Annotated in this window: 14 protein-coding genes; 4 read left to right on the forward strand and 10 right to left on the reverse strand. The window is 56.2% G+C overall.

Going from position 1 to position 16,036, the window contains the following annotated elements; translation table 11 throughout:
* Nucleotides 1-7 precede the first annotated feature (7 nt).
* Nucleotides 8-1,195, forward strand: coding sequence for a YeeE/YedE family protein (locus QMZ18_RS28910; protein ID WP_282609875.1), 1,188 nt, complete (start codon nucleotides 8-10; stop codon nucleotides 1,193-1,195).
* 46 nt (nucleotides 1,196-1,241) lie between these two features.
* On the opposite strand, the gene QMZ18_RS28915 is transcribed toward QMZ18_RS28910, so the two are convergent.
* The 3 genes from QMZ18_RS28915 to QMZ18_RS28925 all read right to left on the reverse strand — a co-directional run bounded on the left by QMZ18_RS28915 (nucleotide 1,242) and on the right by QMZ18_RS28925 (nucleotide 3,308).
* Nucleotides 1,242-1,991 (reverse strand): hypothetical protein, encoded by a 750-nt coding sequence (locus QMZ18_RS28915; RefSeq protein WP_282609876.1) that lies wholly within the window; start codon nucleotides 1,989-1,991, stop codon nucleotides 1,242-1,244.
* Nucleotides 1,992-2,068: 77 nt separating this feature from the next.
* Entirely contained in the window at nucleotides 2,069-2,557 is a 489-nt protein-coding gene (locus QMZ18_RS28920; RefSeq protein WP_282609877.1) for a thermonuclease family protein, read from the reverse strand.
* A gap of 265 nt (nucleotides 2,558-2,822) precedes the next feature.
* A complete protein-coding gene (locus QMZ18_RS28925) occupies nucleotides 2,823-3,308 on the reverse strand; it encodes a cytochrome P460 family protein (protein ID WP_282609878.1) in 486 nt (161 codons plus the stop codon).
* 70 nt (nucleotides 3,309-3,378) lie between these two features.
* Here QMZ18_RS28925 and QMZ18_RS28930 point away from each other — a divergent pair, with 70 nt between their 5' ends.
* The 3 genes from QMZ18_RS28930 (at nucleotide 3,379) to QMZ18_RS28940 (ending at nucleotide 7,756) form a co-directional block, all read left to right on the forward strand.
* The gene (locus QMZ18_RS28930) at nucleotides 3,379-3,957 is read left to right on the forward strand and encodes a hypothetical protein (RefSeq protein WP_282609879.1); all 579 of its coding nucleotides are present in this window, start codon (nucleotides 3,379-3,381) and stop codon (nucleotides 3,955-3,957) included.
* 459 nt (nucleotides 3,958-4,416) lie between these two features.
* Complete coding sequence (locus tag QMZ18_RS28935) at nucleotides 4,417-5,679, forward strand: sodium:proton antiporter (RefSeq protein WP_282609880.1); 1,263 nt, start codon at nucleotides 4,417-4,419, stop codon at nucleotides 5,677-5,679.
* 166 nt (nucleotides 5,680-5,845) lie between these two features.
* A complete protein-coding gene (locus QMZ18_RS28940) occupies nucleotides 5,846-7,756 on the forward strand; it encodes a PASTA domain-containing protein (RefSeq protein WP_282609881.1) in 1,911 nt (636 codons plus the stop codon).
* Nucleotides 7,757-7,962: 206 nt separating this feature from the next.
* Here QMZ18_RS28940 and QMZ18_RS28945 read toward each other — a convergent pair whose 3' ends face one another.
* The 7 genes from QMZ18_RS28945 to QMZ18_RS28975 all read right to left on the reverse strand — a co-directional run bounded on the left by QMZ18_RS28945 (nucleotide 7,963) and on the right by QMZ18_RS28975 (nucleotide 16,025).
* On the reverse strand, nucleotides 7,963-9,672 hold the full coding sequence (locus QMZ18_RS28945) for a di-heme-cytochrome C peroxidase (protein WP_282609882.1): 1,710 nt from the start codon (nucleotides 9,670-9,672) through the stop codon (nucleotides 7,963-7,965).
* A 188-nt stretch (nucleotides 9,673-9,860) separates the two neighbouring features.
* Nucleotides 9,861-10,328, reverse strand: coding sequence for a DUF2147 domain-containing protein (locus tag QMZ18_RS28950; protein WP_282609883.1), 468 nt, complete (start codon nucleotides 10,326-10,328; stop codon nucleotides 9,861-9,863).
* Between the two features lie 126 nt (nucleotides 10,329-10,454).
* On the reverse strand, nucleotides 10,455-10,940 hold the full coding sequence (locus QMZ18_RS28955; protein ID WP_282609884.1) for a hypothetical protein: 486 nt from the start codon (nucleotides 10,938-10,940) through the stop codon (nucleotides 10,455-10,457).
* Nucleotides 10,941-11,187: 247 nt separating this feature from the next.
* A complete protein-coding gene (locus QMZ18_RS28960; RefSeq protein ID WP_282609885.1) occupies nucleotides 11,188-11,658 on the reverse strand; it encodes a DUF2269 domain-containing protein in 471 nt (156 codons plus the stop codon).
* A complete protein-coding gene (locus tag QMZ18_RS28965) occupies nucleotides 11,658-12,947 on the reverse strand; it encodes an SDR family oxidoreductase (RefSeq protein WP_282609886.1) in 1,290 nt (429 codons plus the stop codon). The genes QMZ18_RS28960 and QMZ18_RS28965 overlap by 1 nt, the downstream gene beginning before the upstream one ends.
* Nucleotides 12,948-13,130: 183 nt before the next feature.
* The gene (locus QMZ18_RS28970; RefSeq protein WP_282609887.1) at nucleotides 13,131-15,026 is read right to left on the reverse strand and encodes a methyl-accepting chemotaxis protein; all 1,896 of its coding nucleotides are present in this window, start codon (nucleotides 15,024-15,026) and stop codon (nucleotides 13,131-13,133) included.
* Nucleotides 15,027-15,101: 75 nt separating this feature from the next.
* The gene (locus QMZ18_RS28975) at nucleotides 15,102-16,025 is read right to left on the reverse strand and encodes a hypothetical protein (RefSeq protein WP_282609888.1); all 924 of its coding nucleotides are present in this window, start codon (nucleotides 16,023-16,025) and stop codon (nucleotides 15,102-15,104) included.
* Between the last annotated feature and the right edge of the window lie 11 nt (nucleotides 16,026-16,036).

The raw sequence follows: 16,036 nt of genomic DNA on the forward strand, positions 1-16,036 counted from the left end.
GCACCGTATGACCGTAACCGCCTATCCGCCTTCTGATTTATCTCAGGATCGTAATCCTCTGCAGGTGACTGCACTGCTCATCGCGCTCGCCGCCATTTCAACGCTCGCGGTTGCAACCTACATGATCAGTGTAAAGCAGGTGATTCTGTTTGGAATTGGCATCGGGCTTGGACTGTCGCTCTACCACGCGACCTTCGGCTTTACCGGTGCCTATCGTCGGGCAATGGCGGAAGGTGACATTTCGGGCGTCACCGCCCAGCTTATCATGCTGGGCGTCGCTGTTTTGCTGTTTGCCCCTATTCTCGCGCAGGGCCAAGCCTTCGGGCATGGTGTTGGCGGCGCAATTGCACCGGTCAGCATCTCGATGGCGCTTGGCGCATTTCTCTTCGGAATCGGAATGCAGCTGGGCGGTTCCTGCGCATCGGGGACACTGTTCGCCGCGGGCGGTGGCAGCATCAGAACACTGCTGGTCTTGATATTCTTCTGTTTTGGAGCTTTCTGGGGCAGCCTGGATCTTGCCTGGTGGTCGCAATTGCCCGGCATCGGTTCGGTTTCTCTCAGCCAAACACTTGGGTGGGAAATCGCCCTGCCTCTGCAGCTCTGTGCACTCGTCGTGATCTATGGCGTTATGCGGCTGCTCGGTGGAAGGCAGAAACGCCCGCTCTGGGATGCCGAAGACTTCACCTGGAAGCGCCTCTTGCGCGGCCCCTGGCCGATATTGCTGTCGGCATTGCTGTTGGCGCTTCTAAATTGGCTCACTCTCTTGGTCGCAGGACACCCTTGGTCGATCACCTGGGCTTTTTCCCTCTGGGCGGCCAAGGCAGCCGTGCTGGCCGGCTGGGACCCCCTGACAAGCGGTTTCTGGTCTGGTGGCTTTCAGAAGGCGGCGTTGGAACGCAGCCTTCTGCAGGACGTCACCTCGGTGATGAATTTCGGAATCGTCCTTGGAGCCTTCATGGCGGCTGCGCTGGCAGGCCGTCTTGCCAAGCCAACGCGGATTGCCTTCGGCTCACTCTCCGCAGCCGTTCTGGGGGGACTGGTGATGGGCTATGGCGCCCGGCTTTCCTATGGCTGCAACATCGGTGCGTTCTTCAGCGGCGTCGCCTCCACCAGCCTCCATGGCTGGGTCTGGATCGCGTGTGCGCTGCCTGGGAACTACCTTGGCGTTCGGCTTCGCCCATTCTTCAAACTATAGAGCAAGGTACTGGCGGATAAGCGATTCAGATTATCCGCCGTATGCTTTATCCCCAGGAGCTATTCAGAAAGAGCTTCTCGGCCGGGGCCTCGGACAGTGCCTTGTGAATCTCCTTGATTTGCTCATCTACCGAAATCTTGATGCTCGAAGTGACCTCAAGCTTCCGGTCCTCATAGACGTCTTCTGCTGGATGGCTCGCCTGCCATTTCTCAATTTCAACATCCCGTTCACGCAAAAGCGTTTCAACCTGTGGGCGGAACAGGCGCAGCATCGAGCTGACCCAATTGTTCGCCGCCAAGCAGGGAAAGGTATGATCGATCAGGAACTTATCGAGCATCTTTATGACGTCTTCAGAGCTATAGAAAGTCTCGCCCGTTACCCAGCGATTGGTCGTAAACAGCGCAATGGGATAACCCTGGCGATCCATGGAAATTGCAATGATGTGCGCCAGAGCGTCGTCGCCTAAGGGGCGTTTTCCCTCGCCTTCATAGGGTGCAGGCCAGATTCCCGAAGGCATCCCCCCGGATCGCAGAAAAGTGTGAAAGTGACCGTTTTCGCCGTCAGTTCCACGATGGGAGTGGTAGTAGTACTGACTAAAAGTTTCACCGTCGTAGACATCACCGTTGGGATAGTGATCCCACTCGTAGAAAGTACCCTGGTTTGCAAGAACCTGCCCGACCACGTTGGCCGAAGTCTTGTTCAGTACCCGGTAAGATTCGACAACCTCGCCGCCGGCCTTAGCCATATCCTCGAGCCTCGCCTTACTGAGACCCGCCATTACATTACTACCAGCCATCATATTCCTCTTGCGTCAACAATCCGCCGATCTCTCACGAGACGGATAAAATCTGCACTGCGCAAGCCAAGGGAGGATTACTTAACGGCCTCTTCCTGGTTCGCGCGCCATACCCAGGGCGACGTAAACCGCCCACGCCACAATGCACGACCTGCGTTCTGTGCCCCAAGCATCGCCTTTTTGTAACGACTGGGGGCATCTTCTGTCGCCATGGCCCAACCAGTGTGCGCCATACCTTCGGCAATATCGTAACCTGCAGCCCGGCACACACCAAGAGCGTTGCCGCTCTCGCCTAGTCCTTCGACATCGCAAATCACCGAGGCTCCGGCCGTCAGGTCCATCAAAGCCGACTTGGCAATCAGACCGCAATCAATCTCTTTTTTAGGCCAACTGCAGGTCTGCTCCAACTCTGGAGCATCGATACCTTGCAGATCGATCTTCTGCCCCGCGACTTCAAGAGAATCGCCATCAATGATGCGTGAAGCACCGGTGATCGTCTCGCCGAAAGCCGGAGCGACCGTCAGAAAAAGCACCGCAGACACAGCCGTTACCAGAAATCTATTCATCTTCGCTACCAATCAAACTCGTCCGACCTGAACAGCCGAAACCGGTGCCGTGACCGCCAATACCGCGACCAGAGACGCTTGGGCAAATCGTTTGAGAATCATACGTCTTTCCAGTCACATTTGGTATTCAATCGCTGTGTTTTATGAGGTCTCGTTTAATCACGGGTCCGACACCGCAACGAAAATCGGGATGTGCCGCTACCTCAGCAGCAACACATCCCGATCAACTCGTCTAAAACACTATCTTCTTGAATCTATCTTCAGCTCAATTCGAGGCCCGCAGTTCTTCCGGCAGGAAGAATTGGAAGTCCTGGTCATCGCCGACAGCAATATGACAGTCCTTACAGAAACCAACCTGCGCGGAACCTTTGCCACCGGTCGTTCCAAAGATCTGACCATTCGGCATCATCAAGGTGTAACGCCAATCACCACCATCTGCATCGAACCCCGCCGACATCTTCTCCATCAGGAAGAAGGGTCCAGGGGTCACACGACCGCCCGAAGAAACAGTAAAGCTGTCCTTCGCCAGGATCGATCCAACCGGCATGGTCCCGCCGTCCTCAAACTTGCTATACTCGGATTTGGCCGTTGCGTTCGCGTAGTTGTTTACGAAGCGACCGCCATGGGTGTCCGAGGTATAGGAAATCTTGGAATAACGGGTCCAATCCTTATAGGCCGCCGCGCTTGGATTACCCGACTTGGAATAGCCGGCAACCAATTCATCCAGGATACAATCGTAAACCCGCATCATCTCAGAATCCGTCAGCGTAGCAGAAGCCGCAGCTGCACAAGGATTGCAGGGATTACATGGGTTACAGGGATTGCAAGGATTTGATGCCGCACAAGGGTTGCAGGGGTTTGCCGCTGCACAGGGATTGCACGGGTTTGCTGCTGCACAGGGGTTGCAGGGATTGCAAGGGTTCTTGGCCGCACAAGGATTGCAGGGGTTACAGGCCTTCGCTGCGCAAGGATTGCATGGGTTACAAGCCTTCGCCGCACAAGGATTGCAGGGGTTGCAAGGATTCTTGGCTGCACAGGGGTTACAAGGATTGCAGGCGTTTGCCGCACAGGGGTTGCACGGATTACAAGGATTGCAAGCCTTCTTAGCGGCACAGGGGTTCGCCGCCGCTAGGCGCGGCACAATGCAGCGTGCAGAAGCACCGCCGGCGCTACCGCCTGCACAAGGATTGCAGGGATTGCACGGATTACAAGCATTCGCCGCGCAGGGATTGCACGGGTTGCAAGGATTTGCCGCCGCACAGGGGTTACAGGGATTGCAGGGGTTCTTGGCTGCGCAAGGGTTGCATGGGTTGCAAGGATTCTTGGCTGCACAAGGGTTGCAAGGATTGCACGGATTTTTGGCCGCGCAGGGATTACAAGGATTTGTCGCAGCACATTGAGCGACAGCATGCCCAGGCAATGCCGTTACGCTCACTGCAACTGCGCCGGCACCAACCGCCAACCCCAAGACGACTGGGATAGCCGTCGTCGTGGTCAAAAGATTGTCCTTTAGCCCGGTAATGAATCTCCCTCGAGATAGTCCGTCGCCCATCTCCACCTCCTTATACTGTTTTTTTATCTATCCCTTCGAGGGAAGAGGACCGGGCCGAAACCCGGTCCTCCCGCGAGATCCTCGAGGGATGAGGACTTTGCTTTAAGCCCGACTCCCCGAGTGCTGGAAAGGAGCCGAACTACTGTTTATCGAATTCGGTCTTTTTGACCGACCCAACAACCAGTATATCCAACAATAGGGATTTTTATTCGGATTGGTGCATGGTTACACAGATTTGTGAAGTCACGTGATAAACTGTGCTCTGTCCACAACGCCGCTTTTCTATGAACGATAAATTCAGGAATTCATGAACACTACAGACCTCTCGCCTTTTGAGGCCGCCGCCGCACTCATCGTTCTCGCCGCGGTTCTCGGTTATCTGAACTACAGATTCATAAAACTGCCGCAAACCATTGGTTTGACGATCATCGGCGCCGTCGCGTCGCTTGCCCTGCTTGGCACGGACAAGCTCTTTCCTCAAATCGCCGTCGGCGCTGCCCTGCACGAATTCGTCAAGGACCTGGACTTTCACTCGACACTTATGAACGGCATGCTGTCATTTCTGCTGTTCGCTGGCGCATTGCATGTGGACCTGACGAGTCTCGCCAAACGCAAATGGACCGTGCTGGCAATGGCGACCATCGGCGTGGCCCTATCCACCGCCATTATAGGGTTCGGCTTCAAAGGCCTGTCGATGGCACTGGGGTTCGACGTACCGATAGCCTGGTGCCTCGTTTTCGGAGCCTTGATCAGTCCGACCGATCCGGTCGCCGTGATGGGAATTCTAAAATCAGCGCGTGTTCCCGCGACATTGGAAGCAAAGGTTGCCGGCGAAAGCCTGTTTAACGACGGCGTTGGTGTGGTGATATTTTCCATCCTTCTGGCGTCGGCCATCAGCGGCGAATCGCTTTCCCTGATAGATGCGGGCCAGCTCTTCGTCCAGGAAGCCATTGGCGGCGCCCTTCTCGGTCTTGTCATCGGTGGTTTGGCTTTCCTCGCCATGCGTTCGATCGACGAACACAACATTGAAGTCTTGATCACCCTTGCCTTGGTCATGGGGGGCTATGCCTTAGCCCAACGCCTTCACGTCGCCGGACCGGTGGTAATGGCGGTCGCCGGGCTCCTGATTGGAAACCACGGTTCACGGCTTGCCATGAGCGAAACGACGCGCGAGCATCTGAATAATTTCTGGGCGCTTTTAGACGAAATCCTGAACTCGGTTCTATTTCTGCTGATCGGACTTGAAATCGTCGCCATTGCCCAGGATAGCGGTCATTTGCTGCTCGGTGTCGCAAGCATCCTGCTGGTGTTGGCAGGACGCTGTGTGGGCGTCGGCGTGCCAATGCTAATCATGTCCAGAATCGCTGATTTCACACGAGGGGCTTACCCCATTCTCGTCTGGGGCGGGTTGCGTGGCGGAATATCCATTGCGTTGGCGCTTTCGTTGCCTGAAAGCCCGATCCGCGAAACCATCCTGACCGCAACCTATGTCATCGTCGTATTCTCGGTCGTGATCCAGGGTGCCACCGTAGGCAAGGTGGCGAAACACTTTGTGCCTCAGGACAAGTGAAGGGATACCCTCCGTCCCCGATTAATCTTCCAAATACCGGGCGCAGTTCCCCAAAAACCACCATTTGAAGCGGCGGAGTCAGCCAATTGCGACTCTCCTGCTCCTTTTGGTGGAAATCGTGGTACACTCACCCGTGGAATTTCGCTAAATTCAAGAGAATGAATTCGTGCAGGATCAAAAGCTTAACGTCAACGTCACCTGTTTGAAGGCTTACCGCCGAATTGCTTCGGCCCTACTGGCCATTGCGGTAGTTGCCGGGTTTTCCAGCGTCCCAGCGGCGCAATCCATCAACTGGGCAGATCCGCAAAGCCCGATCCTTAAGGCCGTCGTTACGCATCAACGCATTGCGAACGAACGCGAAGTCGGAAACATATTGGTTCTGCGTGCCGGCAGGCCTTTTGCCGGGGTGACCAGGATGACGCTGGTGGCTGGAGATTCACTGGTTACCGGCGATCAAACCGCGATTATTGGTTATGCAGACCAGTCTTGGGAAGCAGTGATCCATCCGGGCACACAGGTCGACTTTCGCGGTGGCGAGGTCAAAGTGACCTTTGGACGGATGTTCGTTCAACTGACCCCTTCCGAACAAAACCTGCTGCCGATCGCGGTCTCCAGCAAGTACGGCACCGTCACGGCAGGAGACGCCAGTTTCGAGATTGACGTGAGCGAAGATCGCGCGGTCGTCACAGTCATAGCAGGGAAAATCGACCTCACCCGGCCTTCGTCGGAAGTGGTAAAGCTTCAAGCTCTGGACGAAGCTGTTCTCGTTACCGATGCCCCTGTTGTGTCACGTCCGATAAGTGGCAGCCGTTCAGCTGAGATTGGCGATCGGATTGCTACCCTGGCCAATCTAGGGGTCGTGTCGTCGCCAGGCGCACGCCAAACGGCGGCAACTTCGCCACAACCAGCCACGACCACTGAGGCAACCGGGGCAAGCGAAACCGAATCAGATGCCGCGGCCCAGTTGGCGCGCAACCGCGTCGCCCAGCGCATGCTCAACGAGCTCGGATACGACGCGGGGCCCGCAGATGGTGTCGCAGGCCCCCGCACTCTGCGTGCTGTGGCGGCCTTCCGTCTGGACCGTCAACTGCCCGGCACGACAAACATCGACGATGGTTTGATCGCCGCTCTGCGCACGGCGCCCGCAAAAAAAGCTGAGCCGTCAGTCATGAGCCAAGCCGACATCGCTGCGGCCCTTGCCGGTAAAAAACAGACGCAACCGCAGTCTCAAGCACTCAAATCTCCCCAAGCACCCGAACCTCCCCAGGCGCCCAAAGCGCAAACCGGGTCTCTGGTTCCTGACGTTGTCGGGTTAGATTTTGACCAGGCCCGACAGGCGCTGATCAAGCGTAATCAGTTAATTGGACGTGTGACGTACCAATCCGACGAAGCAGCGGCACCGGGCACCGTCCTGCGGCAGTTTCCCGCGCCCGGAAATATCGACCGCCAAAACGTCTCAATCGATCTTGTTGTAGCCCGTGCTGCGCCGGTTGCGACAAAGGCCGCAACCACGTCGAGCGGAAACACTGCGGCACCCCCTCCGCCACCACCGCCCGGCAGCGCCTCAGGGTCCAACAAGACAGCAGTCGCGAGCACAGACTCCTTTCTTGGAGCGAAGGGTTATCTTGGAAACCAGGACGAGATCGCGAGCCTCTTCCGGCCGGAACAGAAACTGGAGTCAAGCAATACAACCGGAGCAAACGTCCTCAGTCGTGATGAACTCTCGGCCTGCCTGAGGATCGAGGATGATTATCTAGCCCAAAAGCTGAGAGTCGGTGCGTCCAATCAAAAGCAGGATGCGACCGCCGACGAAATCGCATCACTCGATGTCAGGCTGGATGAGATTCTGCCGAAAACCGACCCCAACAAACCTGAGACCGTGAAGGCTTATAATGACCTCCTCGATCAGCGGCTCAAATTGTTTGCCGAATACAAGGACAACATCCTGCCGGCGGCCCGGCAAAATGAGCGCGAACTGCGGGCGATAGAGCGGAACTTTCAGGCGGACTGCGGCCAACGCCCCTATCGCGCAGACGACCTGGAAGCAGCGCGCAAGGAAGCCTCCCTGGCCCGCTAGAGTGACATCGCTTTCCACTGTTTTTGCGAAAAACCTAGGTCAGCATCTCCTGCAGCAAGACAGAGTCTGGTTGCTTCCACAGAACCAGTGAATTCGTCAATCCATCCCGCAATTAAACAGTCAGCATGCAACCAGTCAGCATGCAACCGGACTTTGCCCCCCCTCAAGATGCAAAGGGGTGGCGCCGAAGTCCAGTGGAAACGCCCTCACAGAGTCTTCATATATTCGACAAGTTCCCAACGCTCTGCGTCGCTGAGTTTACCTGTGCCGTAGTCGTGTCCAGCGTTCGAATTACCAGTCTTGGAAGCATCGAAAACGAAGCCGCCATCGAAGGCCTCTGTCTCAAAGCCGACGTTCACCGGATCGAATTCGCGGCTGCCGACGGTGAAGCGGTCAACGCGCTGATCGGACGGCAACAGGAGCTGATAGAGATTGGGCACGGAACCATTGTGTAGATAAGGAGCCGTCGCCCATATGCCGTTCAGCGGTCGGCCTTTGTAAGCAAGCAAGGGGGAGTCGACGTTCAATTCGACTGTTTCGATATTCTCCTCACCTTCAGGCGCGAGACCAGCCAACGCAGCCTGTAATGATTTTTCAGAGACTTTGATGTTCTCCACGCCCTCGACTGCAGGGCCCGAAACGCGTTGAACGACGCGGCGGATGATCACGCCTTTGACGACGTGGCTGAGCAAAGCGCCTGCGGGCTCTTCTTCGCCCAGACGGCTGCGCCCAACGATGACCTTGGTCTTGGCGCCCTTCAGGCGCCCGGTCTTTGCCGTCCTCTGAATGAAGTTCGTTGCCATCCGCGGATCGGTTCCCAACTTCGAAACCTTTGCCATCTTGGCTTTGATCTTCCGCTTGGGGTCGGTCCGCTCGTCATCGCCGAGCACGACATGGCAGCCGGCACAGTATTTGTTATAATGCGCCTGCCCCGCGGCCGCCTTTGCCGTATCGACTGCAGGTAGCTGCTCCGGCCACTTCGGTGAATAGAGTTTCTTGATGTGGTCTTCCATGTCGCGCAGGTTCCGGGTTTCCGCTGACGAGCGATAACCGAAGCGCGACTTCTTGACCTCGAGCTCGCCAAAGACTCCCAGCACTTCCCCCACGTTGCGGCCAAGCGAACCCAACAGGCCGTTGCGCGCAATCCCGTTCCACTGAACAAAATCGTGCTGCGGCGTATCCCACAGGAAAGGATAACTGACGGGAGCGTCTGGAGCCCGGTAGTTCTCTGGCAGATTAAGTGCGGTGCCGCTGACTTCGTTGAGGATAATCCCAAAGGCGTCAACCCGGGCATTGCCGTAAGCGACAGGCGAGTGACTGCGCGCCTGCCATGCCTTGAGTTCCACGGTCAGGCCATTCAAACGATCACGCAGATCGCTGCGTGCTGCATCGTCACCCCCGTCTTCCAGGACTTTGGCGGCGAAACGATCAAATTTCGCGTTCTCGGATGCGGTCTTGGAGAGTGCCGCGATTAACCCGTCATGGAACGCCGTGTGATCGCCAAGCGCGGGCGCGCCATCAATCCGCATCTGGGTACCCTGAAAGTCAATCTGTCCGGTATGACAGGCGGCACAGGTAAACCCCATCCAGGCCTCACCGTTTGACCCCTCGTGTTTGGTCATTCCCACGGGCAGTCCGTCGGGGTTGTAGTAGGATGTTGTGACATTGGTCAGGTAGCGGTAGCCGTTGATATTGGCGTCGCTGCGAAAGTCCTCTTCGCTATCGGCTTGCTCGACCGCAAGAAACCAATCATAGGGGATCAGTTGAGACCCTTGGGTCGTCGTATAGAACCACTGCCGGTCTGCATTCGACCACCCTTGGTCCAGATAAACGAATCCATCATCCGGAATGTTATGAGCGCAACCCGCAACAGCAACCACTGCGGACAGCAGCGCAGCGCGAAAGAAATTTCGCATAATCCCCACCTCTGTTCGATCGAGCAATCGTACTTTCCTGCAGCAATTGCTCGCCCCCAACCCGACTCCCCGCTCACTTGCGGTCTGTCTCCTCAGCCACAATCCTAAGTCATAACAGATTGAAAGCATAGCATTTCCTGCCCACACACCGCAGCGGTCGACGGGTACAGAAGAACGCAGAGACGCGGTCAGTTCTTGTAGCGAGTCCAACCGATCCCGTTGGGAAAGCGGAGCGTGTCATCGCCATCGAGTTCGATCGTATAACTGAGCCAAGAATCGCCGTAGATGTCTCCTTCGCGCGGATCATAGATCTCGCCGCCATAGATCTCGGTGATACAGCCCCGGTCGTCCGCGACCGGTTCGAATTTGCTCAGAATATTTGCTTCGGAAACCAGACGGCCGCGCTTGCTCTCGTCCGGGTGGTTCGCATCCAGACGTGGTTTTCCTGTCTTCTCGTCGAGCGGCCTTGCCTCCCAGACAAACCGGCTGCAGACCGCCTCGCCACAGTTGAAGATTTCCTGTCGCGACTGTTCCGGCGAGTCAAAAGGCTCGTCTTCCCAGGTCGACCAAACTCCGTACACGGAAGCGCATTCCGCCGCTTCGACTGCAACAGGTGTCAGCGCCAGGAGTATCGCTGCGGCGAGACGTTGGATCATACTTTGCATGACCGGACGATAGCGGAAGCACCTGGCGGCTGAAAGCCTCGACCAGTCACATTCCGATCACCAGATCGTAGTCGACCAAATTTCTGCGCAGGAGGTTTGCAGACCTATCAATCTTTGTTAGGCGGGTTCCTTCATACACTGACGCAACGAGGCCGCGGTCGTTTCAGTCACATAGTAGACACCGTCGACGATCGTCGTGCGCTTGTCATCCCACTTGGTGGCATTGAAATCCCAACCGATCAGCTGCGCCTTCTTTTCCGGATCGTCAATAATCCGCCGCAACCGTCGGGTCATAAGCTTCTGAAACTCGGAAACCGCCCGCAGGTCTGTGTCGCCGGACAGATCCATTATTTCCCGCATGCGGACCCGGCCGCCCTTCTTTGCGAAAAGCTCCAGGCGACGCCGCTGATCCGCCGAAAGGCCATGCACGAACTTCATCGCCTGTTCCGGCCGCAGATCCACCGGCTGACGCCACTTGAGCTGTCTTGTGGATGGGCTGGGCTGGGCTGCCGGCCCCCTCTTACCCGTGAGAACCGAAAGCAGCTCCTGCTGTGTCTCGGGTTTCAGACGGCGGAACTCTCTATCTTCGACCACAATCTGCATGACAAATTCTCCTGGCGGCTAACGAGCCCATTGAAGTTAAGGAACGATTACAACCGACACTGAACCTCAACACGCAATGGGAATCAGGGCTAATAACGTCACGAAATGTCCAAAACGAGGCGATCGCGCGCTACGGGACAAGTTGTCTGTATAATAGTCCAATTCGCAGCGACATTCGATCACATCTTTATCCCCGGTCGGCTTCAAATCCTATCGGTGATTGTAGATTAGGTCTCTGCGCCAATTCCTATAATTCGGGTCGATTGACCATCAGCCAAAATATGACGATAACGGCTGTGAAAGCAGGCCAGCCGAGCCAGAACCATGCCCGGGCGCAACGGAAGTACTCCTCCGGCAACGCCGTCCCTGCGGCACGCGCTTCAGATGCAAAGTTCCGCATACGCAGTTGCAGTTTCAGCACGACCAGCCAACAAATACCGGCAATTCCATAGAGCAGCAACGCCAGCACGAGCCAGCCCTCCCCCCAATCGTAACCCGCTAATTCGATAAGCACGGCGCCGCTCATCGGCTGGACAATGACCGACGGCAACGTGAAGGCCCAGTCGGCACGCACCGTATTGCGCGTCGCCACAGCGATCGCAGCGACATCGCGCGATAGATGTGTCAGCCAAAGATGCAGCGCCGTGCCCAGGCCAGTCCCGAAAAGAATGGTCGAGCTGAGGATATGCACCCACTTGGCGGTCAGATAAGGATCCATTATCTGCTCTTTGCCAAGACCGCCCAGATCGGAATAAGCGCAAGCATAGGCAGGTTCTTTATCAAGGGTCCGAAAGGATCGCTCCACAGCTCAGGAATAGCGATGCCAAGCAATAATGTGTAGGTCAGAATGATTGCCGTCTGCACTAGGGCACAGAGCCCCGTCGCGCGGCGCGACGCCACCCAAAGGCCGACCGCGATATCCATCAAGCAGGATCCAGCCGCGGCAATATCCGCCACTCCGCCGGATAGGCCCAGTCTTCCAGCTATTTTCTGCCCCACATCGGGCAAAACCCAAAGACCGACACTGCCGGAGACAATCCACGTTATTGCCAATACAAGCGTGGTCATTGCCGCAGCAAAGTAGAGTTGTGCGTGCCAACGATCCTGGACGTCGGATGGCTCGCGCTGAAGGCTTTCGGCCAGAGTACGGGCCTCAAATTCCATAGCCTTCGCGTAGCCTTCGTTGTCACCGCAATTGCCCTGCAGGATTTGATCGAGCGACGTGGTTCGCAGCGCGCTGACACCACTCAGGTCACCGATACGGCAGGCAAGTTTCACGAATGGCAGCGGAATCTCGATGCATGCCGTGCTCGGAATACCCAGCCAAGCGCGGTACTGCAGAAGAATATCCTTGAGTGACAAGTTTTCCGGTCCGGCCGGCTCCAGAATACTCGTCGCGAATTCTGGCTCCTCAAGCACTCTAATGACCGTGCGGCCGAAATCGTCGAGATGAATTGGCTGAAAAAGCTGATCGCCGGATCCCGGCAGAGGCAGGACAAAGGGAATTGCCGCGAGCGCGCGAATCAAAGAGGTGCCGCCATAGCTTCCTTTGGCGTAAAGCAGCGACGGTTTCAGAACCACCCAATCCAGATCGAGCCCCATTAGATGGGTATCACCACGACACTTGGTTTGAGCGTATTCCGTGTCGACACCTGGGCGCGCGGAGATCGCCGAGATCTGAATAACTTTACGAAGGCCAAGATCACTGCAGGCGTCGAACAGGGCCGCTGGTCCCAAATGATGAATCAACTCCGGATCGACACCCGGGCTGCGCTGAAGAACGCCGGCACAGTTTATGACGGCATCGAAGCCGGCAAGACGTCCGATCCAGACCTGCTTGTCCCCATCACGCATAAAATCGCAGGCAATCGCATCGACTGACGGCCACTGCAGGCGAAAGGCGACGGGATCGCGAACGGCGGCCGAGACGTTATGACCGGCTTCTATCAGAAATGTCATGATATGGCGGCCAACGAAACCGTTGGCACCGGTCAGGAGGACTTTCAAAGCGATCAATCACCTTCAGGTGGGATCAACCCAAGCTCTATAGCAATCCTGAAAGCGCTCAGCAATGGCCTGAACCGTTACAGAGTGCCGCAGCAGTGTTATCCCCAAAGACACCACTCCGCCTCGAAACCTAGTTGACGCAGCAAGGTGAAGCGGTGGATGCGCCCTCCAAAAGCCTCTATGTTAAGCCGCCTTCAGATTATCCAGGAATTCCTGAACCTTGGACTTCAACTGGTCGGACTGCTGCGACAGCGCATCGGCTGCTCCCAGGACCTGACCCGCTGCAGAGCCGGTATCGCTCGAGGCCTGTTTGACCCCGCTCATGCCGTCGGTCACTTCACTTGTCCCTCTGGCAGCTTCCTGCACATTGCGTGATATCTCACTGGTCGCGGAATTCTGCTCATCCACGGCTGACGAGATTGAGGCGGTGTTCTCACCGATCTGGTCGATCACCTGCCGCACACCACCGATAGCATCAACCGTCTCAGACGTCGCAGCTTGGATGTTTGAGATCTGGGCCGCGATGTCGCTGGTTGCCTTTGCCGTTTGATTGGCCAGAGATTTAACTTCCGACGCGACGACGGCAAAGCCCTTGCCGGCATCGCCAGCCCGGGCGGCTTCGATAGTGGCATTCAACGCAAGTAGATTGGTCTGCTCCGCGATTTCCTGGATCAGATTGACCACATCGCCAATTTTCTGTGCCGCTTCTGAGAGGCCGCTAACTGTTCCGCTCACTCTTTCGGCCTCTGTTACAGCCCGACCGGCGATTTGGGTGGATTGATTCACCTGGCGAGTGATTTCTGAAATAGACGCAGAAAGTTCCTCTGTGGCAGCAGCAACGGTCTGGACATTGCTGGATGCGCTATCCGAAGCGTTCGATACTGCCTCCGTTTGTTTAGAAGCCTGTTCCGCGGTACCGGTCATCGATTGAGCAGTGGCCCGCATCTCGGCGGAAGCTGCGGAAACGGCATCCAGCATTTCTGCTGCTTCGACGTCGAATTTGGAGCTTAGAGTCTGGATATACTCCGCCCGTTTCGCCTTGCCTGCCTGCTCGTCAGCCTGCGCAGCGGCGAGGCGTGTCGTTTCGATCGCGTTTTCCTTGAAGACCTGAACTGCACCGGCCATTTCGCCAATTTCGTCCAACCGCTCGCGTGACGGAACCTCAAAGGAGGTATCACCAGAACTGAGCTGCCGCATGGCATCACTCATCCCCTTCAGGGGAGTCGCAAGCCGAAACACGGCGTACCAAGCCGCAGAGGCTATCAGCAGTACAGCGATAATCACCAGCAAACTGTAAGAGAAGATGGACAGTGAATTGAGCTCTTCCATTGCGCTCTGTGTGTCCGCCTCACGGCTCAGCTGAAGCGATTGCTCAATCGTACTTGAAAGCAACTCAAGATTTGCACCGATCTTAAGCAAACTCTTGTTGACGATGCCCAATCGCTGAGTCTCTTCGAACGCAAAGTTAGCCGTCGCAGCCGCGAAGTTTTCATCTTTAATCAATGCCAGCGTGCGGTTGTTCGAATCCACAAACATTTCAAACAGCGGCGGCAGCGTCTCTGCAACGCGTCGAACAATATTCAAACGGCGACGGCTTTCCGCCTGTAGCTCACTCTCACCTTCTGCCTCCGCGTTCGAACGAACCAGGCCCGCACCTTCCAATGACGCGCTCAACTCCCTGATGTTCGCACGAAACACGTCGATTTCTTCCCCAGCCTTTCCACGGGCATTGAAGGTCTGCTCAATCAGACCCGAATTCTTCATCAGGAGGCTGCTCTGATGAACCTTAAGCATGGCATTCGTGTCCTGAACCAGGGAGAGCATCTCATCCTTAACAGCATCGTTTGCATGAACGATTGCCTCACGTGCCGCGTCAGACACATTCCTGATTTCAAATGATTCGCTGAATACGCCAAAGCTCTGCGTCATGCTGAAGACATTGAGACCAGCCATCAATACGACCGGCAAGACGGCAAGAGCGACGACTTTACCGCCAACACCGCTCATTACCCGCTTTAAAGAGTTAATCCCGCGAGTCTCGGGCCCATCGGACGGGATGATTTTATTGAGAGCAGACATTGCAATTCCTTGATTCGATCTTTAGCAGCTTGGCACGGTCAGACTTTGACCGGGAGCAGCTCAAACGCACTCTGATCAGCTGTTCACTTGAAGCGTTTCAACCATCTGGAGTGCCGTCTCCAGTGCGTCGTAGACATCGGACGGCGTCTTGCCGGCTGGTGCCGCAATGATGTCGGACGGATCGCTGGCACCAACCGCGAGTTTCATGGCGACAACCTCAGCCTGGACATTATTCAAAATGTCGATCACGTGGGCCGGAGTAATTTTGCCCTCCCGCAGGTTGGGCATGACAACACCGCCTGAAATAGCAAATCTTTCGTTCTTTGCCAGCTCACCAATCCGCTCAAGCAATTGAACGCCCAATTTGTAGACTTGATTGGGTTTCTTGCCCGAGGAAACACTCTCAACAGCGATATCGTCCGTCATCCCGCGGGCGATGCGAACTTTCTGCAAGTCGCTGACAATCGTTAGTGCGACCCGATACACGTCATTTGGGACGGTTTTTGGCATTCCCAAGCCGTCGATCCAGGCGCTGGTTTTTGTCAAATTTCCATAGACGTCAGTCGGTGTTTTGCCTTCAGGCAGAGCAGCGGGTTCGGCGTCCGCTGAAACGGCAAAAGGCTCACGGAGCCCGCGCAAATCAGTCAATACCACTTCAACCATGCCCTTAACGTCGGCAGGCTTGATGGCACGAACCGGAAAAGGCTGCAATTCCGTCACCGGCAAACCATTGATCCTGCGCAGCAACTGCACTTTCAGAAACACCTCGCGCGCTTTCTGAATGACATGCCGCGGCTTGCGCGGCGTCAAGGCCGGTGCCGATTTATCAACCAATGCCACTGAATCGTCGGCCTCCAACAGCAGGCTGAGTTCGGCATTGATATTGTCGACGACCTGATAAACATGGGATGGCGTCGCATCCTGAGCCGATGCCGGCACAGAGACCGCAAAAGCCGACAGAACGGCAAGGCCACCGAAAATCGAACGCGCCAGTTTCATCACAGCACTCC

It is taken from the genome of Pelagibius sp. Alg239-R121 (assembly GCF_947331435.1).
Taxonomy (GTDB): Bacteria; Pseudomonadota; Alphaproteobacteria; order Kiloniellales; family Kiloniellaceae; genus Denitrobaculum.

Excerpts from the sequence above, each read along its gene's own strand:
- QMZ18_RS28970 (WP_282609887.1), bottom strand. The coding sequence starts at position 15,026 with ATGTCTGCTCTCAATAAAATCATCCCGTCCGATGGGCCCGAGACTCGC.
- QMZ18_RS28935 (WP_282609880.1), top strand. The coding sequence starts at position 4,417 with ATGAACACTACAGACCTCTCGCCTTTTGAGGCCGCCGCCGCACTCATC.
- QMZ18_RS28950 (WP_282609883.1), bottom strand. The coding sequence starts at position 10,328 with ATGATCCAACGTCTCGCCGCAGCGATACTCCTGGCGCTGACACCTGTT.
- QMZ18_RS28955 (WP_282609884.1), bottom strand. The coding sequence starts at position 10,940 with ATGCAGATTGTGGTCGAAGATAGAGAGTTCCGCCGTCTGAAACCCGAG.
- QMZ18_RS28945 (WP_282609882.1), bottom strand. The coding sequence starts at position 9,672 with ATGCGAAATTTCTTTCGCGCTGCGCTGCTGTCCGCAGTGGTTGCTGTT.
- QMZ18_RS28960 (WP_282609885.1), bottom strand. The coding sequence starts at position 11,658 with ATGGATCCTTATCTGACCGCCAAGTGGGTGCATATCCTCAGCTCGACC.
- QMZ18_RS28920 (WP_282609877.1), bottom strand. The coding sequence starts at position 2,557 with ATGAATAGATTTCTGGTAACGGCTGTGTCTGCGGTGCTTTTTCTGACG.
- QMZ18_RS28925 (WP_282609878.1), bottom strand. The coding sequence starts at position 3,308 with ATGATGCGGGTTTACGATTGTATCCTGGATGAATTGGTTGCCGGCTAT.
- QMZ18_RS28910 (WP_282609875.1), top strand. The coding sequence starts at position 8 with ATGACCGTAACCGCCTATCCGCCTTCTGATTTATCTCAGGATCGTAAT.
- QMZ18_RS28915 (WP_282609876.1), bottom strand. The coding sequence starts at position 1,991 with ATGGCTGGTAGTAATGTAATGGCGGGTCTCAGTAAGGCGAGGCTCGAG.
- QMZ18_RS28975 (WP_282609888.1), bottom strand. The coding sequence starts at position 16,025 with ATGAAACTGGCGCGTTCGATTTTCGGTGGCCTTGCCGTTCTGTCGGCT.